We start from the raw sequence: 18,956 nt of genomic DNA, 5'->3' as shown, positions 1-18,956 counted from the left end.
GCGCAGGGGCCGCGCGGTATTACGGGTTGCGATTGCTGACCGCGTCCTGGGCCTGCCGGACCAGATCTTCACCGATACGCGGCGTCCACTTCTCATACACCGAGTGGGTAGCCTCAATAAAAGCGTCCCGCTGCTGAGGCGTCAGTTCCGTCACGTTCACGCCCCGTTCCTTGATGGTGGCCAGAATGCCATCAACCTCGCTGCGGGACTTTTCGATCTCCCACTGGCCGGCATCAATGGCCGCCTGTTTCAGCAGTGCCTGATCTTCCGGACTGAACTGGTCCCAGACCCGATTGCTGATCGCAAACACCAGTGGGTCCGCCATGTAGTGCCATCGGGTCAGGTGGGTCTGGCCAACCTGGTCGATGCGCGCCACATCGAATACCGACAGCGGATTCTCCTGACCATCCACGGCGCCGGTGGTCAACGCCGGTTTGGCATCGGCCCAGCTCATCTGGGTCGGGTTGGCGCCCAGGGCAGAAAAGGTGTCCTGAAACAGCGGCGAGCCGACCACTCGAATTTTCAGACCGTCCAGGTCCGCCGGCTCATCAATCGCCAGGCTGGAATTGGAGAGCTCGCGGAAACCGTTCTCACCCCAGGCCAATGGCGTCACTCCCCGTTTTTTGATCGCGGCAAAGATCGCCTCGCCGGCTTCCCCCTGGGTGATGGCATCAATGGCCGCGTAATCCGGCATCAGGAATGGCAGTGAAAACAGGTTCAGTTCGGGCACCTGCGGCGACCAGTTGATGGTGGACCCGACCGCCATATCAATCAGCCCGGAACGCATGGCGGAAAACTCCTTGGTCTGGTCACCAGAGACCAATTGGGAGTTGCTGTAGATCTTCATGTTGATGCGCCCTTCCGAGCGCTCATTTACCAGCTCCACCCATTTATCAGCAGCCTGGCCCCAGGGAAAGGCAGATGGCAGAACCGTCGAAACGGTGTATTCGTCCTTGTACTGGGCATGGGATACGGCGCTGAACAGGAACATACCCGTCGCAATGGCAGTCAGAAATGCATGACGTCTCGACATAGTGTTTTTCCTTTTTATTGGAGTGGTGCGGACCAGCGGGAGGCAAACTGCCAATGGGCCGACAGGCGATTATAGGAATGGAGTTATGGGGAGGCAATAGAGGCCGGATCCGCTGAATTCTCAATCATGAGAATATCGCATGGCTCCGCTACCCATTCATTTCCCGGTGAAAATCCGCCAAAAAAGCGGACAGCTTTGCAAAGACAAGTGCCCCGTTTGGCTTGTGTCCCGCCTGGTAGATTCATTGATCTACTGTGTCGTTCCGGGGTTCCCAACCAGGGCGCCAGAGGGCAGGTGTGGTGACTCCGTCACTGTTTCCTCATCACGAAGCTGCTTTTGCAATTGCCGACCGGCTTTTGCCAGTTGGCTGTTCAACCGCCCCAAAGCCCGCAGCTGATCCAGCAATGCATTGGCCTGAACTGGCTGGAACAGCCCGGTCGCGGTGGCCTTGAGCACGTCCTTTCGGGCCCGCTCGTACCGATGATGAAGTTCGTGGAACTGATCGCTAAGCGTCGATGAATAGAGGTCGTCTTGTGGCTGCCAAGCTTTCAGTACGGTGATGGTTTCACTGACCAGGGGCCGGGCCTGGGGACAATCCAACCCCTGCTTCACCAGTTGACTGGCCTCATAGGCGATCTCCCGCATACGCCGAACCAGGCGGAGCACAACAGGAAGCGCCGCGGACTCATCGGCGGATAACCCCGAGCGCTCCAGATGCGCCACCGAGGCATCAATCCGGTCACACAACAACATGACCGCCTGCTGGCGACCTTCAAACTGGCGCGCATCCACCGGAGGCTGCAAGGCCGCCAGAGCGAGCTCCCGATTCATCCCGAGCACCCGGCGCAACTCCAGACGCATGGCATCCTGTGCCAACAGCGGTGTCGAACTGGTGGTCCGGTCGAGGTACTGAGGCCTGGACAGATCCTCGGCTGGCGTCACAAAGCGGCGCTCCAGTAACCCGGCAAGGCGCCCCGTGAAAGGCCACATTAACAGCACCCCGAGCACATTAAACAGGGTATGGAACAACGCCAGGATCACCGCTGGCACCGCCTCCAGGGCCAGCGCATCCCCGGCTTGCCGCACCAGCCACAGCAGCACCGGCAGAAGCATCAGGGCAACCACGCCCGTTGCCAGATTGAAGATCACGTGGGCGGTTGCAACGCGCCTGGCGTTCGCCGTTGCACCAATGGCGGCAAACACCGCGGTAGAGGTGGTGCCAACGTTCGCGCCTATCACCATGGCTGCAGCGGCCGGCAGCCCGATCACGCCACCGGTGGCGGCGGTCAGGGTGATCGCAATGGCCGCGCTGGAGGACTGGGTCATCAAGGTCATGAAGGCGCCAACACCCACAAACATCATCAGCCCCGGCAGCGATTCCGACGCCAGTGCAGCCAGTTCCACACCCTGGGCAAGCCCCTCGAAGGCCCCACGCAACACATCGATACCGATGAAGAACAGACCAAAACCGGCCAAGGCGCCGCCAATTGCCGCGCGCCGACTGCCGGCGCCGGTCAGACGCAGGATCATACCGATACCGATCATCGGTAACGCGAAGGCTTCTACCTTGATATTGAATCCCACCGCGGCCACCAGCCAACCGGTCATGGTGGTGCCGATGTTGGCTCCGAACACCACCCCCAGGGCCTGATGCATGGTCAGCAGGTTGGCATTGACGAAGCCAATGGTGGCCACGGTAACCGCACTGGAGGACTGCACGATGCCCGTGATCAGGGCCCCGGATGCAATGCCACGAAGCGGCGTTTTCGTCCAGCGTCCCAGCAGATCCCGCAAAGCGTCGCCGGCTGTCATACGCAAACCGTCGGTGATCATTCCGACCGCAAGCAGAAACAGCCCCAGGCCACCGATCATAGCGCCGAGCATTTCCAATGCCATACGTCCTGATTCCTCTTGAGGGGTGGCCTTCGGGCCATCAAGTTGCCCGCAATCCCGCGGTTCAGTTCTGATAGCCCCCCTGGCGGGACCGCTGCAGGTACTGGTCCATTCGCCCATCCTCCCGGAGCAGTCGCAGCCCCTCGTTGAATCGGGCGAGACGGTCTGCACTTTCCGGGACCTGCCGGGGAAACAGCAGGTGCATGGTGGTCAGCGGTTTCAGGGGATGGGGGTGGTGAGTCACCTGGTTGACCGTCTCTGCCGGAAACAGCTTGCGCAGCTCGGCGTACCCCGCCTCAATGTCCGATGGAAACAGGTCGATCCTGCCCGCCAGCAGTTTGTGCCAGTTCAGCTTGTCGGAGCTGACCCACTCGAGCCGGAAAAGCCCTTGCTCCCCGCCCGACACGAATGCCTCGCCATAGTTGTAACTGTTGGTACCACCAATCGTCAGCCCCCTCAGGTCGTCCAGTTGACGCCAGTCAAAGTGGGACGTTTTCAGGTGGAAAAAAACGTAGCCGTACTCTCCAATGGCGTCGCTGTACAGATGCTCTTGCGCCCGGTCAGGCTGGTAGCTCCAGGGAAAACTTGCCGCCACCTCCCCGACTTCAGACATCAGACATCAGACATCAGCATGGTCCGCGACCAGGGAAAGAACTGGAACTCCACGGTGTCACCCACCGCTGCAAACGCCTCCCGCACAATGTGCGCCGTCACACCCTGGTGTTTCAGATGCGCTGAGACATAAGGCGGCCACTCCCCGGTGGCGATCACCAGGTTTTCCGACTGAACCGGCAGGCAGAACAACAGGCAGGCAATAAAGCCGCCCAAACTCCGGCCGACACGGGATTGCTGGCGAAAAAACACGATCCGGGACCTCCACGGTCAGGGGTTCATGACCATCAGTATAGATGTCGAGAAATCTGCGACGGCAATATTGACGGATGGCCCCATCGAGTGCCTGAATAGATAGACCATCACCTTGCGGAGGATAGGCGCATGAAGTGGATCGTACTGGCCATCGTCATTGCCGTGGTTGCCTACTGGCTGAGCCAGGGTCGTCGACGCAACAGCATTGAGGACCCGGATGTGAAAACCGTGGAAGAGAAGGACTTCTACCTCACATCGGACGACAATGCCTCTGACAACGAGCCCACCTCAGGCAACCGCAACCCGCGCCACTGAGCGGCTTCTGTTTAAGGTGTTAATGACACCGGGGCCACAAGGAATCCAGCATGAAAGGAAGCAGCCTCGGTGTCGCAACACTGCTGTTGCTGTCGGCCTGTTCGGCCATTGGCGCAGACACCCAAGGACAGGCCAACGCAAGGTTCGCCCACGAACTGCAACACTATGAACAGGTGATGGCGCAGCCACACACTTGGCATCAGCCGGAACGGCCGTGCCTGACACTGGCGGCAGTTGCCAAAGTGCAGGTAACGCCGGCGTGCCCTTTTCATAGTGAACCTGCAGGCCATAGCGGTCATCCAGCGCCGCTTCTCTTGCGGCCGTACTTCCCGACAGATTGAACCAAAGCGCCCTGGGACTGGTGCCCGAAAGCAGAAACCAGGCACAAAGCAGCATAGCCATTGCCAGGATTAGGTTTGCAGCACGCTTTAACGTCATGACATCAGAAACTCATCCAGGCACACGGAACCATATACGCGAATAAGAAATGGAACCGGAAGGTAATGAACGCCCCGTTACCATCCCGTCACAGATACAGCAAACCGTTGCACATAACTGGCCCTACTGCCACGGTTATACCGACACAGTTAATAGGAGGATAGGAAATGCTCTATTGGGCTATTGTCTGTTTGGTCATCGCTATTATTGCAGGCGTTCTCGGTTTTGGCGGCATTGCCGGCACCGCGGCCGGGTTTGCGAAGATTCTATTTTTTATTTTCCTGATCCTGATGGTTGTATCGGTTGTGGTCAATGTGCTCCGTGGCCGGGGGCCTAAACTTTAGAAGGATTTGGCGGCGAGGCATATTGGCAAACCCAAACAACCGGCGTATGCTTGCCCACCAAGAATTCACCCAAGCCTTGCGACATTGTCGCGGGGCGCTACGCAACAGGAGGAAAACACATGTCACAACTCAAGCAGGTATCCAGTAACTGATACTGCCTTCCTCCTAGTCGGCTGGAAGGCATAAAGGTCTTCCGGCGCAGTGGTATGCATAACGCATAGAAACCCTGGTGGACCCTGTTCACCAGGGTTTTTTCGTATGGGCGGTGCGTCGGCAGACAGCATTTGGGAACCTCGACACCCGTTCGAGGTCCCATAAAAAGGATTTGTTATGCCGATTCGGAGAACCATCAATAAAGGCCGGGTGCCCGTCAAGATCTACACCAACCAGGTGGAGCACGGCGCCCTCAATCAACTGGCCAACATCGCCCAGCTACCCATTGTGCACAGCCACATTGCCGCTATGCCGGATGTCCATATGGGTATCGGCGCCACCGTGGGGTCGGTGATCCCCACCCTCGGCGCCATTATCCCCGCCGCTGTCGGCGTCGACATCGGTTGTGGTATGAATGCGGTACGGCTGACGCTCAAAGCGAGCCAACTCCCGGAGAGCCTGCGTAAGATCCGCAGCGCCATCGAGGCCACGGTACCGGTGGGCTTCAATATGCACAGCCGGCCCAGCATCCAGCGCAAGTCCGTCGCGCAGCTGGACGCAGAGCTCGATGACATTCTGGGCAAACACCCGGGGCTGCTGAAAATGCAGAAACCCCATACCTGGGCAAAGCAGCTTGGCACCCTGGGTGGCGGCAACCACTTCATCGAACTGTGTATCGATGAGAGCCAGGATGTGTGGATCATGCTGCACTCCGGCAGCCGTGGCATTGGCAATGTTATTGGGCGTTACTTCATCAGCCTGGCGAAGAAAGATGCCCAGCGCCACCAGTTGCACCTGCCGGACAAGGACCTGGCCTACTTCTCGGAGGGGGCCGATCACTTTGACGACTATGTGCAGGCGGTGGAATGGGCCCAGGAATACGCCCTGGTCAATCGTCGCGAGATGATGCGTCTGGTGGTCAACGCCATCCGCCCTCACCTGCCGGAGTTCCAGGTGAGCAAAGAGGCCATCAACTGCCACCACAACTATGTGGCCCGGGAGACCCACTTTGGCGAACAGGTGTTCCTGACCCGCAAGGGCGCCATTGCGGCTGCCGAGGACCAGTTGGGCATCATCCCCGGCAGCATGGGCGCCAAGTCGTTCATTGTCCGTGGCAAGGGTAACGCCGAGTCGTTCTGCTCGTGTTCCCACGGTGCCGGACGCACTATGAGCCGCACCCAGGCCAAGCGGCAGTTCAACCGCGCCGACATGGAGGCCCAGACCCTGGGCGTGGAATGCCGTAAGGACAAGGGAGTGCTGGACGAAATTCCGGGCGCTTACAAAGACATTGATGAAGTGATGGCAAACCAGAGCGATCTGGTCGAAGTGGTGCACACCCTGAAACAGGTTGTGTGCGTAAAAGGATAAGGAGACACGTTATGGCAAAAGCACCAAAACCCATGCACAACTGGGCCGCCTGCGACCCGTTGATGCGCAAGGGCGGCGTCCATCAGGAGGCGAAACTCAGCCAACGTCCCCGTCTGGACTGGCGCCAGGCACTGGACGAATTCGAGGACTGGCAGGATGAGGTGTCAGAACCCGACTCAACCGACAATCACGAAGGGCCCCAGAGCCCTTCTTTTTTTATGGTCACTGCACATTTTATTGTCACTGCACACCGCCAGCCGACGGCGCCGAAACCTTAAGCTCTCGCCTTACACCAGGCGGGCGTCCAGGCTGTTTTGGGCCAGCCGGCGAGCCTGCACCTCCGTCATCCCCAATTCCTCCCGCAGGGCCTGAAAGTTCTCCAGCACATACCCACCGAAATAGGACGGGTCGTCCGAGTTCACCGACACATTGAGACCACGATCCAGCAGTTCCAGGATGTTGTGGTGGGCCATGTCCGGAAACACACACAACTTGATGTTCGACAATGGGCAAACCGTCAGCGGCATCTGCTCGTCCACCAGCCGGTCAATCAGCTTCGGGTCTTCCGCGGCACGCACACCGTGGTCAATCCGGTTCACCTTGAGCAGATCCAGCGCCTGCCAGATATACTCCGGTGGCCCTTCTTCGCCGGCGTGAGCCACCGCCAGCAAGCCCTCGGCTCGCGCCTTGGCAAACACCCGCTCAAATTTACTGGGGGGATGCCCCTGCTCTGAGCTGTCCAGCCCCACCGCAAAAAACTGATCCCGGAACGGCATGGCCTGCTCCAGCGTTCGAAAGGCATCGTCTTCCGACAGATGCCGCAGGAAGCTGAGAATCAACCCTCCGCTGATACCAAGTTGCTCACGACCGTCACGCAACGCGCCGCTGATGCCGTTGATGGCCACCTCAAAGGGAATGCCCCGGCCGGTATGGGTCTGGGGATCAAAGAAAGGCTCAACGTGCACCACTCCCTGGGCCTGGCACCGCTGCAGGTAGGCCCAGGTGAGATCGTAGAAATCCTGCTCCGTGCGAAGCACATTGGCGCCCTGGTAGTACAGATCCAGGAATTCCTGCAGGTTGTTGAAGGAATACGCCTGTCGCAGGGCGTCCACGTCCTTCCATGGCAGCTCAATGCCATTACGCCGGGCCAGCGCAAACATCAGTTCGGGCTCCAGAGCGCCTTCCAGATGCAGGTGCAGCTCGGCTTTGGGCAGGGCGTTCAGCCAGGCGTCGTTCATCACAGTCTCCGGGGTCGTTGTATCGTCAATCTACAAATCATCCTAGAGAGTCGTGGAGCTGGCAACTTTCGCCCGCCTGCTCGCCAGGGCCAGGACGCCTCTGGCTACTCGACAAAGCTCGATTGGCTGGAAATCAGTGACGACAGTTCCAGATTCCAGTGCGCCATACCACTGCGGCTGTAGACATAGTGCCCGCTGAGGGAGCGCATCTGTGGAATACGGTCAGGGGCAACGCCACTCAGAATCAGCGATGCCAGCCGGGCAGCCGTGATCCCTTCCTGATGGGCAGACACGGTGAACCCACCGACGCTCTGCTGCTTGCCAATGAAGATGTCCCAGAACGAGAAGATCGGTACCTGGGCATAGGCAAACGCCCGGCTCATCAGCTCGGCAGGCGGCACGTAGCGATCCGCCTGGTCCCGAATGGTGTGATGGGTGCCAACGATGATGGCGTCGTAGTGCTCATGGGCGGTAAACACGTTCTGCAGCCAGGTGTCCCGGTCGTTGGTGAGTACAATATCCAGGCTCGCCCCATACAGAGACGATTCACGTTCCTCGCCGAAGTACTCCGTCACCGCATTGCGCATGGTGGGAGAATCGTCCATCAGGATCAGAAACCGGTCGCTCTGGCCAAGCACCTTGCGCAGGTGACGGACGTTCTCGGCAAAGAAAGGACGCTCCAGAATGCCGGTCACCAGAGGGTGCGCCAACTCAGGATGCTGATTGGGGCCGCCATTGACGCCAAGAAACACCACCGGAATCTGCCGGCGCACCAGATACCCGGCCATCAGCGAAAAGGCATTGTCATCCCCCAGAATCGCCAGGTCTGGCTGCAGTGCTGCAACCCGCTCCTGCACGCTCGCCGCCTGCTGGGGCCATTCGGACTTGGGCAATCGTTTGGTGTCCAAAGCCAGGACATGAATCTCATGGCTTTCGCCCAGCTCCGACTGGATCGCAGCGATGTAATCGGCATCCCACTGATAGGCGTCGTGGTAGCTCTCAATCACAACCACGGTCTTGGCAAAGCACAGGGGGCTCACGAGCAGCAAAGCAAGTAACAGGAAACGCATGCCTGGGTCCTTGTTGTTATTGGTATGGGGCAGGTAGCCATACAAATAACACACCACATCCACAAGGCATTGATTTATAAACTGTTGAGCGCTATGGCGGACAGTTTTGAGAGGGGGTAAAGGCTTGAATGTACGGTTATCCAGACAGCCGGTGTCTGGATCTCAGGACAGGTAAGCGGTGTGTTCGCGCTCGGGGCCGGCGGCAGGTCGTGGCCTGCCGCCGGCTTGCAGGCTTCAGAAGTACATCTTTCGGATCATCGTGGGAACCACCTTCCCAGCTGCCCGAATGAAATCAACCGGAGATGTTGGGGCCTCCATGTGCATGGCGTTGCGCAGGGCGTCGTAGCTTTGGCGGTCCTGGGGATACCACCACAGGTTTCGTTTCGCCCGCAGCCAGTCCCAGTTCACCACCTTGGCTTTGCTCATTTCCATCAGCCCTTCCGGGCCGTGGGTACGACCGATGCCGGATTCCCCGGGGCCACCCCAGGGCAAATCAGACATCCCATGGGTATAGAGGTGGTCATTGATGGCAACAACACCCCCTTTGACGCGATTGGCCAACGCCTTGCCTCGCCCGGTGTCGCGAGTCCAGATGGACGCCGTCAGGGCCATGGTGCAGTCGTTTGCCAGCGCAACGGCTTCGTCTTCGGTCTTGAACGACATGACCGGGATGATCGGCCCGAACGTCTCCTCGCGCATCAGCGTCATGTCATGGTGCACATCGGTGACCAGTGTCGCAGGGTGAAAGTGTCCGTCCTGGCTGCCGACCGGCTCGGACTGGGCCACAATCCTAGCACCATCGGCGATCGCTTCCGCCAACTGTTTGGCCACCGTCTCACGCTGCTTGGGCGTGGTCATGGAACCCAGATCCACCCCGCAGTGGTCGCCGGGAACCCCATGACGCAACGCCCGTGTTTTCTCTGCCAGCAGATCCACAAACCTGGTATACACCGATTCGTGGACGTAGATACGCTCCACCCCGCCACAGGACTGTCCCGCGTTCTGATACCCGGCCCAGGCCGCACCATTGGCCGCCCGCTCCAGATCGGCATCGTCGAGCACAATCATCGGGTCCTTGCCGCCCAGTTCGAGAGACACCGGCGTCAGAGTCTCTGCGGCTTGCGCCATCAACGTCTTACCGGCAGGTACCGAACCGGTAAAGAACAGTTTGTCAATGCCATGCTTGAACATCGCCGTGGAGACTTGCCCACCGGAGCCGATGATGTGGCTGAACAGCCCCTCTGGCAGGCCGCCGGCGGCCACAATGCCTTCAATGGCCTTACCAACCAGCGGCGTCACCGCTGCCACTTTCAGGATGATGGCATTGCCGGCCATCAGACCCATGACAATCTCGCCAAACGGAATTGATAACGGGTAGTTCCAGGGACTGATGATGCCCACAACCCCCAGCGGCTCATAGCGCACTTCGGAGCGCTTGCCGAGCCACAACAGACTGGTCGGCTCACGGCTCTCGGGCTTGAGCACCTTGGCTGCGTTGTTGCCATACCAGTTACAGGCGAGCAGACATGGCAGCACCTCGGTGGCGAGCGCATCCAGCCGGGTCTTGCCGTTGCCGTCACTGACAATGCGCGCCAGCTCATCCGCGTTGTCACGGATGTAATCACGCATCTTGAAAATGTGTTTGCGGCGCTCAGAGAATGATTTCGCAGCCCAGATGCTCTGGGCCTGGCGGGCCTGCTGGAAGATCCCGGGGATGTCCTTCTCCGGGGTATTCGCCACGGAATCCAGCGTCTCGCCAGTCGCTGGGTTCAACGCGTGGGTTTCTGCATTCTGAGGAAAGGCGGCTACGTTACTCATGGTCAGATTCCTGGTTGGCAATGGATCTGCTGGTGATCGTTCTGCGAACCAGAATACGACCGTTGGCAGAGCCAACCATTGGCATCAGAAACCGGAAAACGCCGCCGCCATCCCCAGTGGCAGCAGGTTCCTCCAGCGTGACCGGGCTATTCGCCCGGCCAAACGCTCTTCAGAACCCGCATGGGTCCATCGTCCTCTTCCCGCGTCACGATCAGGTAGCGCGCCGTACCGTAGGTCCCTTCCTCAAGCGCACTTTCCAGGTAAAGGATGGCATCGCGAGCTCCATCGTCGTTGAAATCCCCGGTGGCCACCAGAAAAACACGCTGGATCGCGCCGTCTTCCGTCACGTAGGTGGCCTCATAGGGACTGCGGGACTGGTGGTCCCTGATGGCGCTGAAATCCTGCCAGGAGCGGCTCTCCTTCACCCGCGCCCGCTGGTAGTCGGAAATCGCCACGGCCAGCTCCGCTGGTGCGACCTCAGGAAAATGCGGCCCCAGCAGCGGCGCAGGCAGGTGATTGTTGATCGAGGGCTTCAGAGCTCCACTGTCCTCAGTGGCCAGGCAGAGTGCCAGGTTGGCCTGCACCAGTCCGTAATCGGACGGCTGGGCCGGCCCGAAGCCATCGTTATGGGCTTCGAGTAAGGCTCGACAGCTCTCCACCGACCTCGAATCACCGCCCGACTTCGTCAGCATGAGCGGAAACTGCCAGCGCGCCGACATCAACCCGTCCGCAGTGACCTCATCCGGTGACGGCACCGGTTCAAGGGTTGCCAGCATCGGGTGTTCGGGACTGAGCGCCTGCGGTTGTTGCGCGGCACTACTGCAGGCTGACAGCATCAGTGCTGCAGCGAGGAGAAAGGAACGATGTGCGGGCATCATCAGGGAGTTCCTGCGGCTTGATTGAGCAAGTTCCGAACGTACAGATTGCGTTCATCACTGATACCACCCCGTCGACTTTCCCTCGCAGCAGCCGCCCAGTCGCTGTTGCCAATATGCCGATTGAAATTCGGATACTCGTTCTTCAATTTGGTCATACCGAGGTTGAAAATCATGTCGTACAGAGCCAGTTTCACCTTGTCTGGCATGGCGTTGAAAGCCGCTTTACCGTAGATCGTTTGCAACTCGCCGGTAAAGCTCTGAACGTGCTTGCGGGTCAGCTGGTCGATGGTGGCGTTGGTCAGTTCCAGTGACGTATAGGGGCGGAATGCACTGGCGCCATATCGCCGGCCATAGGGCCGTTGCTTGATGGCGTTGTATTCCTCGCGAATCTCAGTTGCTGTCGCAGCCCTACCGGTATCACGATGAACAAAGGAGATCGCCGCAGCCTGGTTGGCATCCGGGATCATATTGCCCACACCTACCGTCACATAACCGCGGGTGTCCAGATACATATGAGGTATCCGGCCTTCCTGTTGCTCAAGGCGCTTCATCAGGGTAGCAATCAGGTTCGGTGACGGTGAGGCCTGCGACGAGGCTGCCTGCGCCAGTTTCTGGTTCATTAATCGATGGGTTCGGCCATTGGGATCGATACGGCCATCCGGGCGCATCATGCCAACCACTTTTTTCTGGAAAACTTCGATGGCCGCAACGGTATTGGAGCGGGCTGGCACCGCCCCCAGACTTCCATCCACGGCAAGTCGACGGGTTGGTACAATCAGGGCATTCAGTTGGTTCAGTGCAGTTTGAACAGAGCGGATGTCGGAGGGCTGATTCTTACCGCCAATCCCGACGGCTCCGGAAAGCGTCATAGTGCTCATTGCGAACTTCCTTATCGCAAGTTGGGAGAGCTCGATCTTACCGTGCGTTTTTACAATTCTGAAGGCCGGTAACAGGCGCAAAGTCTCAAAACGCGAGTCCGATTCAATGTGCCTCAGCTCTGGTCAACCCCAAACACGCCGATCAAAACTCATTGAGCATCAGCACCAGACTACCACCCCGTAACACGCTGCCGTAGTTGAAGTTGATGCCTATCCCGATGTTGTCTAGCACGGAGACATAATCACCGGTATCCACCAACCAGGCGATGCCAGCCTCATAATAATGCCGGTTTCCAATTGACTGGGCGAGGTCGCCCCCCAGATCCACTCGAGCTATCCGAAACCAGATGGTCTGCCCTGGCAGCCATTCAGACAGCAACGGGTTGGTCATATGGGCGCCATTAAACCAGAACCAGGCTTCCGGGTTGGCATCGTGGGCACGGCGATCAGTATGGTAGGTGTCGCCGGCCATGTAATGGTAGTCACTGAAGAACTGCCATTGGGTGCGGTGAAAAACCGTGTCATAACTGAGCTGGACGCTCGGTTCCGCCAGCAACGCATCGACAGTGATGTTGGTCAGCAGGCCATCCAGCACGGGAGCAATGTCCCTTGAAGCCTGAGTCCGGAATTCGGCCTGATTGCGGTACCGCATCCAGTGGCCAAAGCCCCGAACGGTCAGCTTCCAGTGATCGTCGAGGTAGTGGCGCCAGGCAGATCCCAGAGAGAGCGAAGTGGTCGAATCGTCCAGTCTGTCTTTACGAGGTTCGTCAGACACCACCAGCTGAACGTCCTGTTTCACATCCAGATACGCAGCCTTGGCCACAAAACCCACTTCGTCGCGGCCATTCGAAGCGGCGAGTGTCCACTCATAGGGTAGCGAGATGACTGTAATCTGCTGCCGCAGCTGAGCAGACTCCTCATTACCAAAGGCGTCGTCTTCCAGATTCACAAACTCATTGGGATTGAAATTCCAGAACCCCAGCCGGACGGCATCGCCATTAGTCAACAGGCTGCTGGTCACCAAGGACTGGGACAACTGGTTCTGAACCACTTCGTCCACGCTCGCAGCCGAAGCCGTCAAAGCAACCGAGGTGGCCAGGAAACCTGAAAGGGTACGCATGCAACGTCGCATCATGGCGGCTCAGATAATGGCTGCTCAATCATGGAAAAGCCGAGGGCTCACTCATACTATAGGCGCACCCAGAACCAATAGTTAGCGCATGAGCAAGCGCATCACCCACTGATCACGCCCTAAATGGGGTCTATGGTCCCGACTCCAGCTGGTAACATGCTGAACAATTGCAAGGACTGCATAACCAGACCCTGTAAAGGATGCTGAATGAGCACAACTGCTTCAAAACCTCTCATGAATCGGCAGCAGAAGATCCTGTGTTTCACGCAGCTCCCGCTTTTTGTGATCGCAGTGATCTACACGTTTTCTCCCAAGAACTTCCTTCCGGATGCGCAGGTCGCGAGGGTTTCTGTATTCCTGTCTGCGGCGCTGGCGGTGGGTGTTTCGGTATGGGCCGCAAGTCACGTGCGCAGAGGTACGCTCGATCCCCAATCCGTGTGGAGGTCTTACGGTCGGACCCGCAAGTGCCTGCTTGTGATCGGCATGCCCCTGCTGCTTTGGGGCGTAAACCACCTGTCGTTCGCTTACGCCCTGCCTCGCCTCTGGACAATGATCCACAGCGAACCACGCGTGATCAGCTACGAGGTCTCCAGATACCGGGGCGGTGGTCGCTATTCCTGTACCTATCAGATACAGAGTGACCAGCTGGACCCGCTGTATTTCGAGCTGTGCGTTCCAAAAACGTTCTGGAATCAGCTACCAGACCAGCCGTTTGTCGCCACCTTCAGAGTTGATCAATCGTCTCTGGGGATGACGTTTGAGGAGACCTGGGTGGAATAGAACCGCCCCGATGAGGTCAGCCGTTCATGGGCAAACCATCCAGGAACGCCCTCACCTGTTGTCGGGAGCGCAGCCAATAGAATGCGCTTTGCTCAGGCAGAGCGGCCTTTAAGCCCAGATTTTTTTGCAGGAATAGGCGGTCGTAGGTCAGCGTGCCTTGCAGGAGGGCACGGGACGGCAACCGCCGCAACACCCGGCACACCCTCAGCCAGCGAGGTGGGGAAAGAACGATCAGGACGTCGGCACGACATGCCCGCTCCTGGTAGGTACGGCTGTTCCCGCCCTCAATGATCCAGGCGGACTGCAGAGCCCATGTTCTGACTTGGTCGTCCATGGCCTCCGCCGGGCGCAACGTGCCATCCGCCCGCCACACCGCGTCGTCCACACAGAACCATGGCAGCTCAGTTCGACGGGCAATCTCACCAGCGAGCCAGCTTTTGCCGGCGCCAGGGCCGCCCACAATCATGATTCGTTGCCAGGTCACCATATGGTCCTTATGTGTGCTCCCTGGCTAGTGGTGGTGCCCACCCGGCCCATGCACGTGGCCGTGTGAGATTTCCTCCGGGTCGGCGGCGCGAACGTCGATAATCTCGATATCGAAGGTCAGGGTTTTACCGGCCATGGGATGGTTGGTGTCGACGTCGGCAAACTTATGGCCCACCTTGGCAACGACCACATGACGCGGGCCCTGGTCGGTTTGTACCTGAGCTATCATGCCCGGTTTCCAGCGCTTGGCGCCGACCAGATGCTTGATCGGCACGCGCTGCACCGCATCGGCCTGACGCGGACCGTAGCCTTTATCAGGGGTTACGGTCACGCTGAAGACATCGCCGGCGTCGCGACCTTCCAGAGCCTCTTCCAGCCCTTTGATAATGCCGCCATGGCCATGAAGGTATGCATTTGGCTCACCGCCACGGGAGTTTTCAACGACGCGGTCTTGTTCATCACGGACACTGTAGTGAAACAACACCACCTGATTCTTTTCGATAGGCATAGGATTCTCTGAGACGGTTTAAAGTCCGCCATTATAGCCAGCGATGGTGTCGACTTCAGTCAGGGTTTCACGCGGTCTCAGCCGTCACGGTTCGGAATGTGCCTGGGAGTCCAAACGCGTGTGTTGGGCAAGTTGGCTGGGCGACACATCGAACCAGCTCCTGAAGGCTCGGTAGAATGCGCTCGCTTCAGAATAACCGAGCTGAGCGGCAATCTGCTCTGGCGGGGTTTTCAGGTTCAGCTCGCGAATGGTGACCCCCTTCAACACCTCCTCCTTTAGCTGACGAAAGCTGGCGCCCTGCTCGGCCAATTGCCGCTGCAGGTTTCGCGGGTGTAGGTTCAGTGCCCTGGCGCAGGATTCCAGTCTAGCCTGGGCAAGGCCATGGTTAGCGATGTAACCCTGTATCCTGAGCAACCGCTCCGACCCAGCCTGTTTCGAGTTGAGCAGCTGGCAAGCGTAATTGAGACTGAGTTGGTACAGGGTCTCATCACAACCTGCGATGGACGAGTCAATGTGGGTGATGTCCAGATCGAAGCCAAAGCGATCACCGGATACCTTGGCAGGGAGGTTCAACAGGTCACTCAGCTCTCGCCAGTCCAGTGCCACCCCCTCTGGCAGAACCAGTGTTCGCACAACGACCTGCTGGTCAAACAGGTTGCGAATGTACTGGATAGTACCGGCGACCACCGACAGGATTTGCTGCGGGTTGGCCGCCAGTGGAGCGGGGGTTTCTTCATACCGGCAACGGAGCATCGCGGGCGCAGCGATGTTCGTTCGCTGCTGGTCATAGTGGAAAACACCGTTCTCACTGATCAGCGTTTGAAAGGTAGCCACGTGCTCCAGGGCCAACCTCACGGATGGACAGTGCCACAACAACGGTGCGAGCACGCCAATGCTTCTGTAATCCTGCTGCAGACCAACCCGCGCGCCCAGGACAGAGTCGTCAGACATTCTGGCCGCAGTGTGCCAAAGCTGTCGTGCCGAGATCAGGTCGAGCCGCCCCCGATGCCTGAGCGCACCCTGCTCAAACCCCGGCAGGCCGGCGACGATTGCACTTACATCCAGACCCTGCTTATGCAGGGTACGTAAGAGCGAGTTTACCCAGACGTTGGCAATGGACAGATGACTCATCGTCGCTCCTGATCTGGTCTAAAGGCACATTGAGACATAAGGCGAATAATATAGCCCAAAATACATGTCGCCTTCTGTCACCAATCGTCGCCACCCGTCACTGACCTGCACGGCCGGCCTTCCGATAATGGATAAACAATAAAAAGGAGTACCGGCATGAGCGGATACAACATCAATGGCCTCGCCATTCCTCTATTCATGATTCTGATGCTGGGGGAATACCTGCTTCTCCGTGTTCAGGGTCGCAGCCTTCATCGCTTCAATGACAGCGTGAACAGCTTGTCCATGGGAATTCTGTTGCTGCTATCCGATGCGTTGCTCAAAGCCTATACCTTTGCGGTCTTTATCTGGCTATGGGACAACCATCGCCTTTTCGATTTCGCTGTCGGCGATCCATTGACCTGGGTTGTGTTCTTTTTCGGGGTCGACTTCTGCTATTACTGGTTTCACCGTATCGCCCACGAAATCAATATCCTGTGGGGTGCGCACGTTGGCCATCACCAGGGCGAGGAATACAACCTCACCACCGCACTGCGCCAAAGCGCGTTCCAGTATGGGTTCTCCTGGGTGTTCTATCTGCCCCTGGCGCTACTGGGATGTCCGCCAGCGGTCTTTGTTATTCAGTTCATCGTGTTGAAGATGTATCAATTCTGGCTTCATACCCAGAGCATCAACCGCATTCCCCTGATTGAAGGGATCATGTCCACCCCATCCAGCCACCGTGTCCACCACGCCAAAAACCCGATCTACATCGACCGCAATTACGGCGGCACCCTGGTCATCTGGGATCGGGTGTTTGGCACCTGGCAGCCAGAACTGGCCTCAACTCCCTGCCACTACGGCACAACTCGTCCACTTGATACCCTCAACCCCATCAGGGCCAATCTCCAGCATTGGTCGATGCTGGCACGGGATACCCTGACAACAGCACGCTGGCAGGACAAACTGTCGCTTTGGTTTCGCCCCACGGGCTGGCGCCCAGAGGACTGCCGGGTATTGGATGCCAATGTTCCGGGTATGCAGAAACACGGAAGCGCCGAGCGACCCAAGTACGACCCTCAAAGCACCCCGGGCAAGAAGGCTTACGTCGCGATATCCATGGCGGTTACCTTCGTGGTTTGCACTCTGTTCATCTTCCTTTCGCCGCAACTGTCATCGATGCAGCTCGTAGCAGGTGTGTTGCTCACCGTCAGCGGGCTCGTCATTGCCAATGATCTGCTGGAAAACCGACGTCGTTACTGGTGGACAGAGCTGGTACGCATGCCGCTGATGTTGTGGTTCGCCGTCAGCCTCTGGACATTGCCGGTCACCACCCGGATCGTCGATACCATCATCATTGAACGCTCCCCAGCTCAGACACTTGCATACGCAAGTTCGGTCAACCGCTGGCCGGAGTGGCACCCGCAGTCCACACAGATCGATGTGACCAGCCTGGGGCCTTTGAAAGCCGGAGATCGCTTCAACGAAGTGATCGATACCCCGATGGGAGCAAACCGGGTCAGCTGGGAAGTCATCAACTATTCTGAGGGCAACGACTGGCGTGTCCTCGGCAACAATCTCGACAATGAAGTGAGAATTGACCTGACCTACCGAGTCACGAGCATCGCCCCTGGTATCAGCGAGTTTGAGCGGACCCTTGCGTATACCATGCCGAATTTCCCCCTGGTCGCTGCCAATGCCCTTCACTTCAAAGCTGCCATAGAGCAGAAGTCAGAACAGGCCCTCCAGCAACTGAAAACGGCCATCGAAGGCGATGAGTACAAAGGAGGCTTGGATTAGCTCATCCTTGCCAATACGCCTTACTGGCCTCATCCATCGGAAAGAAATGCTCAATCCGCAGGTTCTGGGCGGTGACATCCAGGGGCGTGCCGACGGTTGCGATGGTGGAAAAGATGCTGAGCTGGTGGTCTCCCAGGTTCAGCGTGAACGGAATCGCGGGGTAGTCCAGGTGCTCCACCACGTGGCCTTTCCAGTTCTCCGGAACGCCAGGGTTGCTTAGCGCCTGTTCCAGCAACCGGTTGGGCTGATCCCGAAAAGGGCCGGCGAGATGCTCATGGTAGACACGTTGCAGCATATGACAGGCTATGGTTTCCCAATCACCCACGAAAGGCTTGATGCCTTCGTCATCCAGCAACGACAGCAAAAAGTTTGGCCGCGCCGGAAACCGGGCACCCAGCTCTGCCATTGTTTGCATCAGTTGTTGCATCGCCTGGTTGGCCATCAGCAGATAATACTCGTGGTCGAACACCACCGCCGGGTAAGGCATGTGGCCCTGTAACAGGTGCTCCAGCGCTTCCCTGATCATGGCCATGCCGGGCGAGCTCAAGTCCTGGTCGGAATAGACCTGGCTGTATCCCGCTGCGGACAACAGCCGGTTGGTGCCGGCCAGGTCCGTTTGCAGCATCTGCGCCAGATGCAGAACCATGCCTTTGCTGGGTTTACTGCGGCCGGTTTCCAGGAAGCTGATGTGCTTTGCCGACACCTCACAGGCCAGGGCGAACTCCATCTGGCTCAGGCGCTTGCCCTGCCGCATTTCTCTGACCAGCGTACCGAAGGCGCTCATAGGGTTTCCTGTCAATGTTCTCGGACATTATTGCGGTTGGGGGTAAGCCAAACCATTACCTCA

The 18,956-nt window shown here is 58.3% G+C and carries 21 protein-coding genes; 7 read left to right on the top strand and 14 right to left on the bottom strand.

The features are described from left to right. Positions 1–19: 19 nt before the first annotated feature. The 4 genes from MLD24_RS16310 to MLD24_RS16295 form a co-directional block, all read right to left on the bottom strand. Entirely contained in the window at positions 20–1,033 is a 1,014-nt protein-coding gene (locus MLD24_RS16310) for a DctP family TRAP transporter solute-binding subunit (RefSeq protein ID WP_248168035.1), read from the bottom strand. A gap of 249 nt (positions 1,034–1,282) precedes the next feature. Next, positions 1,283–2,929 (bottom strand): Na/Pi cotransporter family protein, encoded by a 1,647-nt coding sequence (locus tag MLD24_RS16305; RefSeq protein WP_248168033.1) that lies wholly within the window; start codon positions 2,927–2,929, stop codon positions 1,283–1,285. 61 nt (positions 2,930–2,990) lie between these two features. Further along, a complete protein-coding gene (locus MLD24_RS16300) occupies positions 2,991–3,539 on the bottom strand; it encodes a substrate-binding periplasmic protein (RefSeq protein WP_248168031.1) in 549 nt (182 codons plus the stop codon). Continuing rightward, positions 3,539–3,790, bottom strand: a complete 252-nt coding sequence (locus MLD24_RS16295; RefSeq protein ID WP_248168029.1) for a hypothetical protein — start codon at positions 3,788–3,790, stop codon at positions 3,539–3,541. The genes MLD24_RS16300 and MLD24_RS16295 overlap by 1 nt, the downstream gene beginning before the upstream one ends. Positions 3,791–3,922: 132 nt before the next feature. Here MLD24_RS16295 and MLD24_RS16290 point away from each other — a divergent pair, with 132 nt between their 5' ends. The 5 genes from MLD24_RS16290 to MLD24_RS16270 all read left to right on the top strand — a co-directional run bounded on the left by MLD24_RS16290 (position 3,923) and on the right by MLD24_RS16270 (position 6,689). Further along, the gene (locus MLD24_RS16290; protein WP_227174638.1) at positions 3,923–4,108 is read left to right on the top strand and encodes a hypothetical protein; all 186 of its coding nucleotides are present in this window, start codon (positions 3,923–3,925) and stop codon (positions 4,106–4,108) included. A 50-nt stretch (positions 4,109–4,158) separates the two neighbouring features. Beyond that, positions 4,159–4,449 (top strand): hypothetical protein, encoded by a 291-nt coding sequence (locus MLD24_RS16285; protein ID WP_248168027.1) that lies wholly within the window; start codon positions 4,159–4,161, stop codon positions 4,447–4,449. A gap of 264 nt (positions 4,450–4,713) precedes the next feature. Then, a complete protein-coding gene (locus MLD24_RS16280) occupies positions 4,714–4,890 on the top strand; it encodes a DUF1328 domain-containing protein (RefSeq protein WP_227174634.1) in 177 nt (58 codons plus the stop codon). A 330-nt stretch (positions 4,891–5,220) separates the two neighbouring features. Then, positions 5,221–6,411 carry an RtcB family protein gene (locus MLD24_RS16275; protein WP_248168025.1) on the top strand — a complete coding sequence of 397 codons (1,191 nt, stop codon included), beginning with the start codon at positions 5,221–5,223 and terminating at the stop codon, positions 6,409–6,411. A gap of 11 nt (positions 6,412–6,422) precedes the next feature. After that, positions 6,423–6,689, top strand: coding sequence for a hypothetical protein (locus tag MLD24_RS16270; protein WP_227174630.1), 267 nt, complete (start codon positions 6,423–6,425; stop codon positions 6,687–6,689). A 9-nt stretch (positions 6,690–6,698) separates the two neighbouring features. On the opposite strand, the gene MLD24_RS16265 is transcribed toward MLD24_RS16270, so the two are convergent. The 6 genes from MLD24_RS16265 to MLD24_RS16240 all read right to left on the bottom strand — a co-directional run bounded on the left by MLD24_RS16265 (position 6,699) and on the right by MLD24_RS16240 (position 13,413). Then, the gene (locus MLD24_RS16265) at positions 6,699–7,649 is read right to left on the bottom strand and encodes an adenosine deaminase (RefSeq protein ID WP_248168024.1); all 951 of its coding nucleotides are present in this window, start codon (positions 7,647–7,649) and stop codon (positions 6,699–6,701) included. Between the two features lie 104 nt (positions 7,650–7,753). Further along, a complete protein-coding gene (locus tag MLD24_RS16260) occupies positions 7,754–8,719 on the bottom strand; it encodes an ABC transporter substrate-binding protein (protein WP_227174627.1) in 966 nt (321 codons plus the stop codon). Positions 8,720–8,953: 234 nt separating this feature from the next. Next, a complete protein-coding gene (locus MLD24_RS16255) occupies positions 8,954–10,537 on the bottom strand; it encodes an aldehyde dehydrogenase family protein (protein ID WP_248168022.1) in 1,584 nt (527 codons plus the stop codon). Positions 10,538–10,683: 146 nt separating this feature from the next. Continuing rightward, complete coding sequence (locus MLD24_RS16250; RefSeq protein ID WP_248168019.1) at positions 10,684–11,415, bottom strand: hypothetical protein; 732 nt, start codon at positions 11,413–11,415, stop codon at positions 10,684–10,686. Continuing rightward, positions 11,415–12,374, bottom strand: a complete 960-nt coding sequence (locus MLD24_RS16245) for a lysozyme family protein (RefSeq protein WP_248168017.1) — start codon at positions 12,372–12,374, stop codon at positions 11,415–11,417. Before MLD24_RS16245 ends, MLD24_RS16250 begins: the two co-directional genes overlap by 1 nt. A gap of 61 nt (positions 12,375–12,435) precedes the next feature. Continuing rightward, positions 12,436–13,413 carry a Solitary outer membrane autotransporter beta-barrel domain gene (locus tag MLD24_RS16240; protein ID WP_248168015.1) on the bottom strand — a complete coding sequence of 326 codons (978 nt, stop codon included), beginning with the start codon at positions 13,411–13,413 and terminating at the stop codon, positions 12,436–12,438. Between the two features lie 219 nt (positions 13,414–13,632). Here MLD24_RS16240 and MLD24_RS16235 point away from each other — a divergent pair, with 219 nt between their 5' ends. Further along, positions 13,633–14,205, top strand: coding sequence for a hypothetical protein (locus MLD24_RS16235; RefSeq protein ID WP_248168013.1), 573 nt, complete (start codon positions 13,633–13,635; stop codon positions 14,203–14,205). 16 nt (positions 14,206–14,221) lie between these two features. Here the strand turns inward: MLD24_RS16235 and MLD24_RS16230 are convergent, their stop codons facing one another. The 3 genes from MLD24_RS16230 to MLD24_RS16220 form a co-directional block, all read right to left on the bottom strand. After that, on the bottom strand, positions 14,222–14,689 hold the full coding sequence (locus MLD24_RS16230; protein ID WP_248168011.1) for a P-loop NTPase family protein: 468 nt from the start codon (positions 14,687–14,689) through the stop codon (positions 14,222–14,224). Between the two features lie 27 nt (positions 14,690–14,716). Next, a complete protein-coding gene (locus MLD24_RS16225; RefSeq protein ID WP_227174613.1) occupies positions 14,717–15,199 on the bottom strand; it encodes an FKBP-type peptidyl-prolyl cis-trans isomerase in 483 nt (160 codons plus the stop codon). 84 nt (positions 15,200–15,283) lie between these two features. After that, positions 15,284–16,330, bottom strand: coding sequence for a helix-turn-helix transcriptional regulator (locus tag MLD24_RS16220; RefSeq protein WP_248168009.1), 1,047 nt, complete (start codon positions 16,328–16,330; stop codon positions 15,284–15,286). A gap of 156 nt (positions 16,331–16,486) precedes the next feature. Here MLD24_RS16220 and MLD24_RS16215 point away from each other — a divergent pair, with 156 nt between their 5' ends. Next, complete coding sequence (locus tag MLD24_RS16215) at positions 16,487–18,109, top strand: sterol desaturase/SRPBCC family protein (protein ID WP_248168007.1); 1,623 nt, start codon at positions 16,487–16,489, stop codon at positions 18,107–18,109. A 1-nt stretch (position 18,110) separates the two neighbouring features. On the opposite strand, the gene MLD24_RS16210 is transcribed toward MLD24_RS16215, so the two are convergent. Further along, positions 18,111–18,893 (bottom strand): helix-turn-helix domain-containing protein, encoded by a 783-nt coding sequence (locus MLD24_RS16210; protein ID WP_248168005.1) that lies wholly within the window; start codon positions 18,891–18,893, stop codon positions 18,111–18,113. Between the last annotated feature and the right edge of the window lie 63 nt (positions 18,894–18,956).

The sequence above is a fragment of the Marinobacter xestospongiae genome (assembly GCF_023156385.1).
Classification (GTDB): domain Bacteria; phylum Pseudomonadota; class Gammaproteobacteria; order Pseudomonadales; family Oleiphilaceae; genus Marinobacter; species Marinobacter xestospongiae.
Note: the sequence above shows the minus strand (reverse complement) of the source record. Positions and strands in the feature narration are given on the sequence as shown.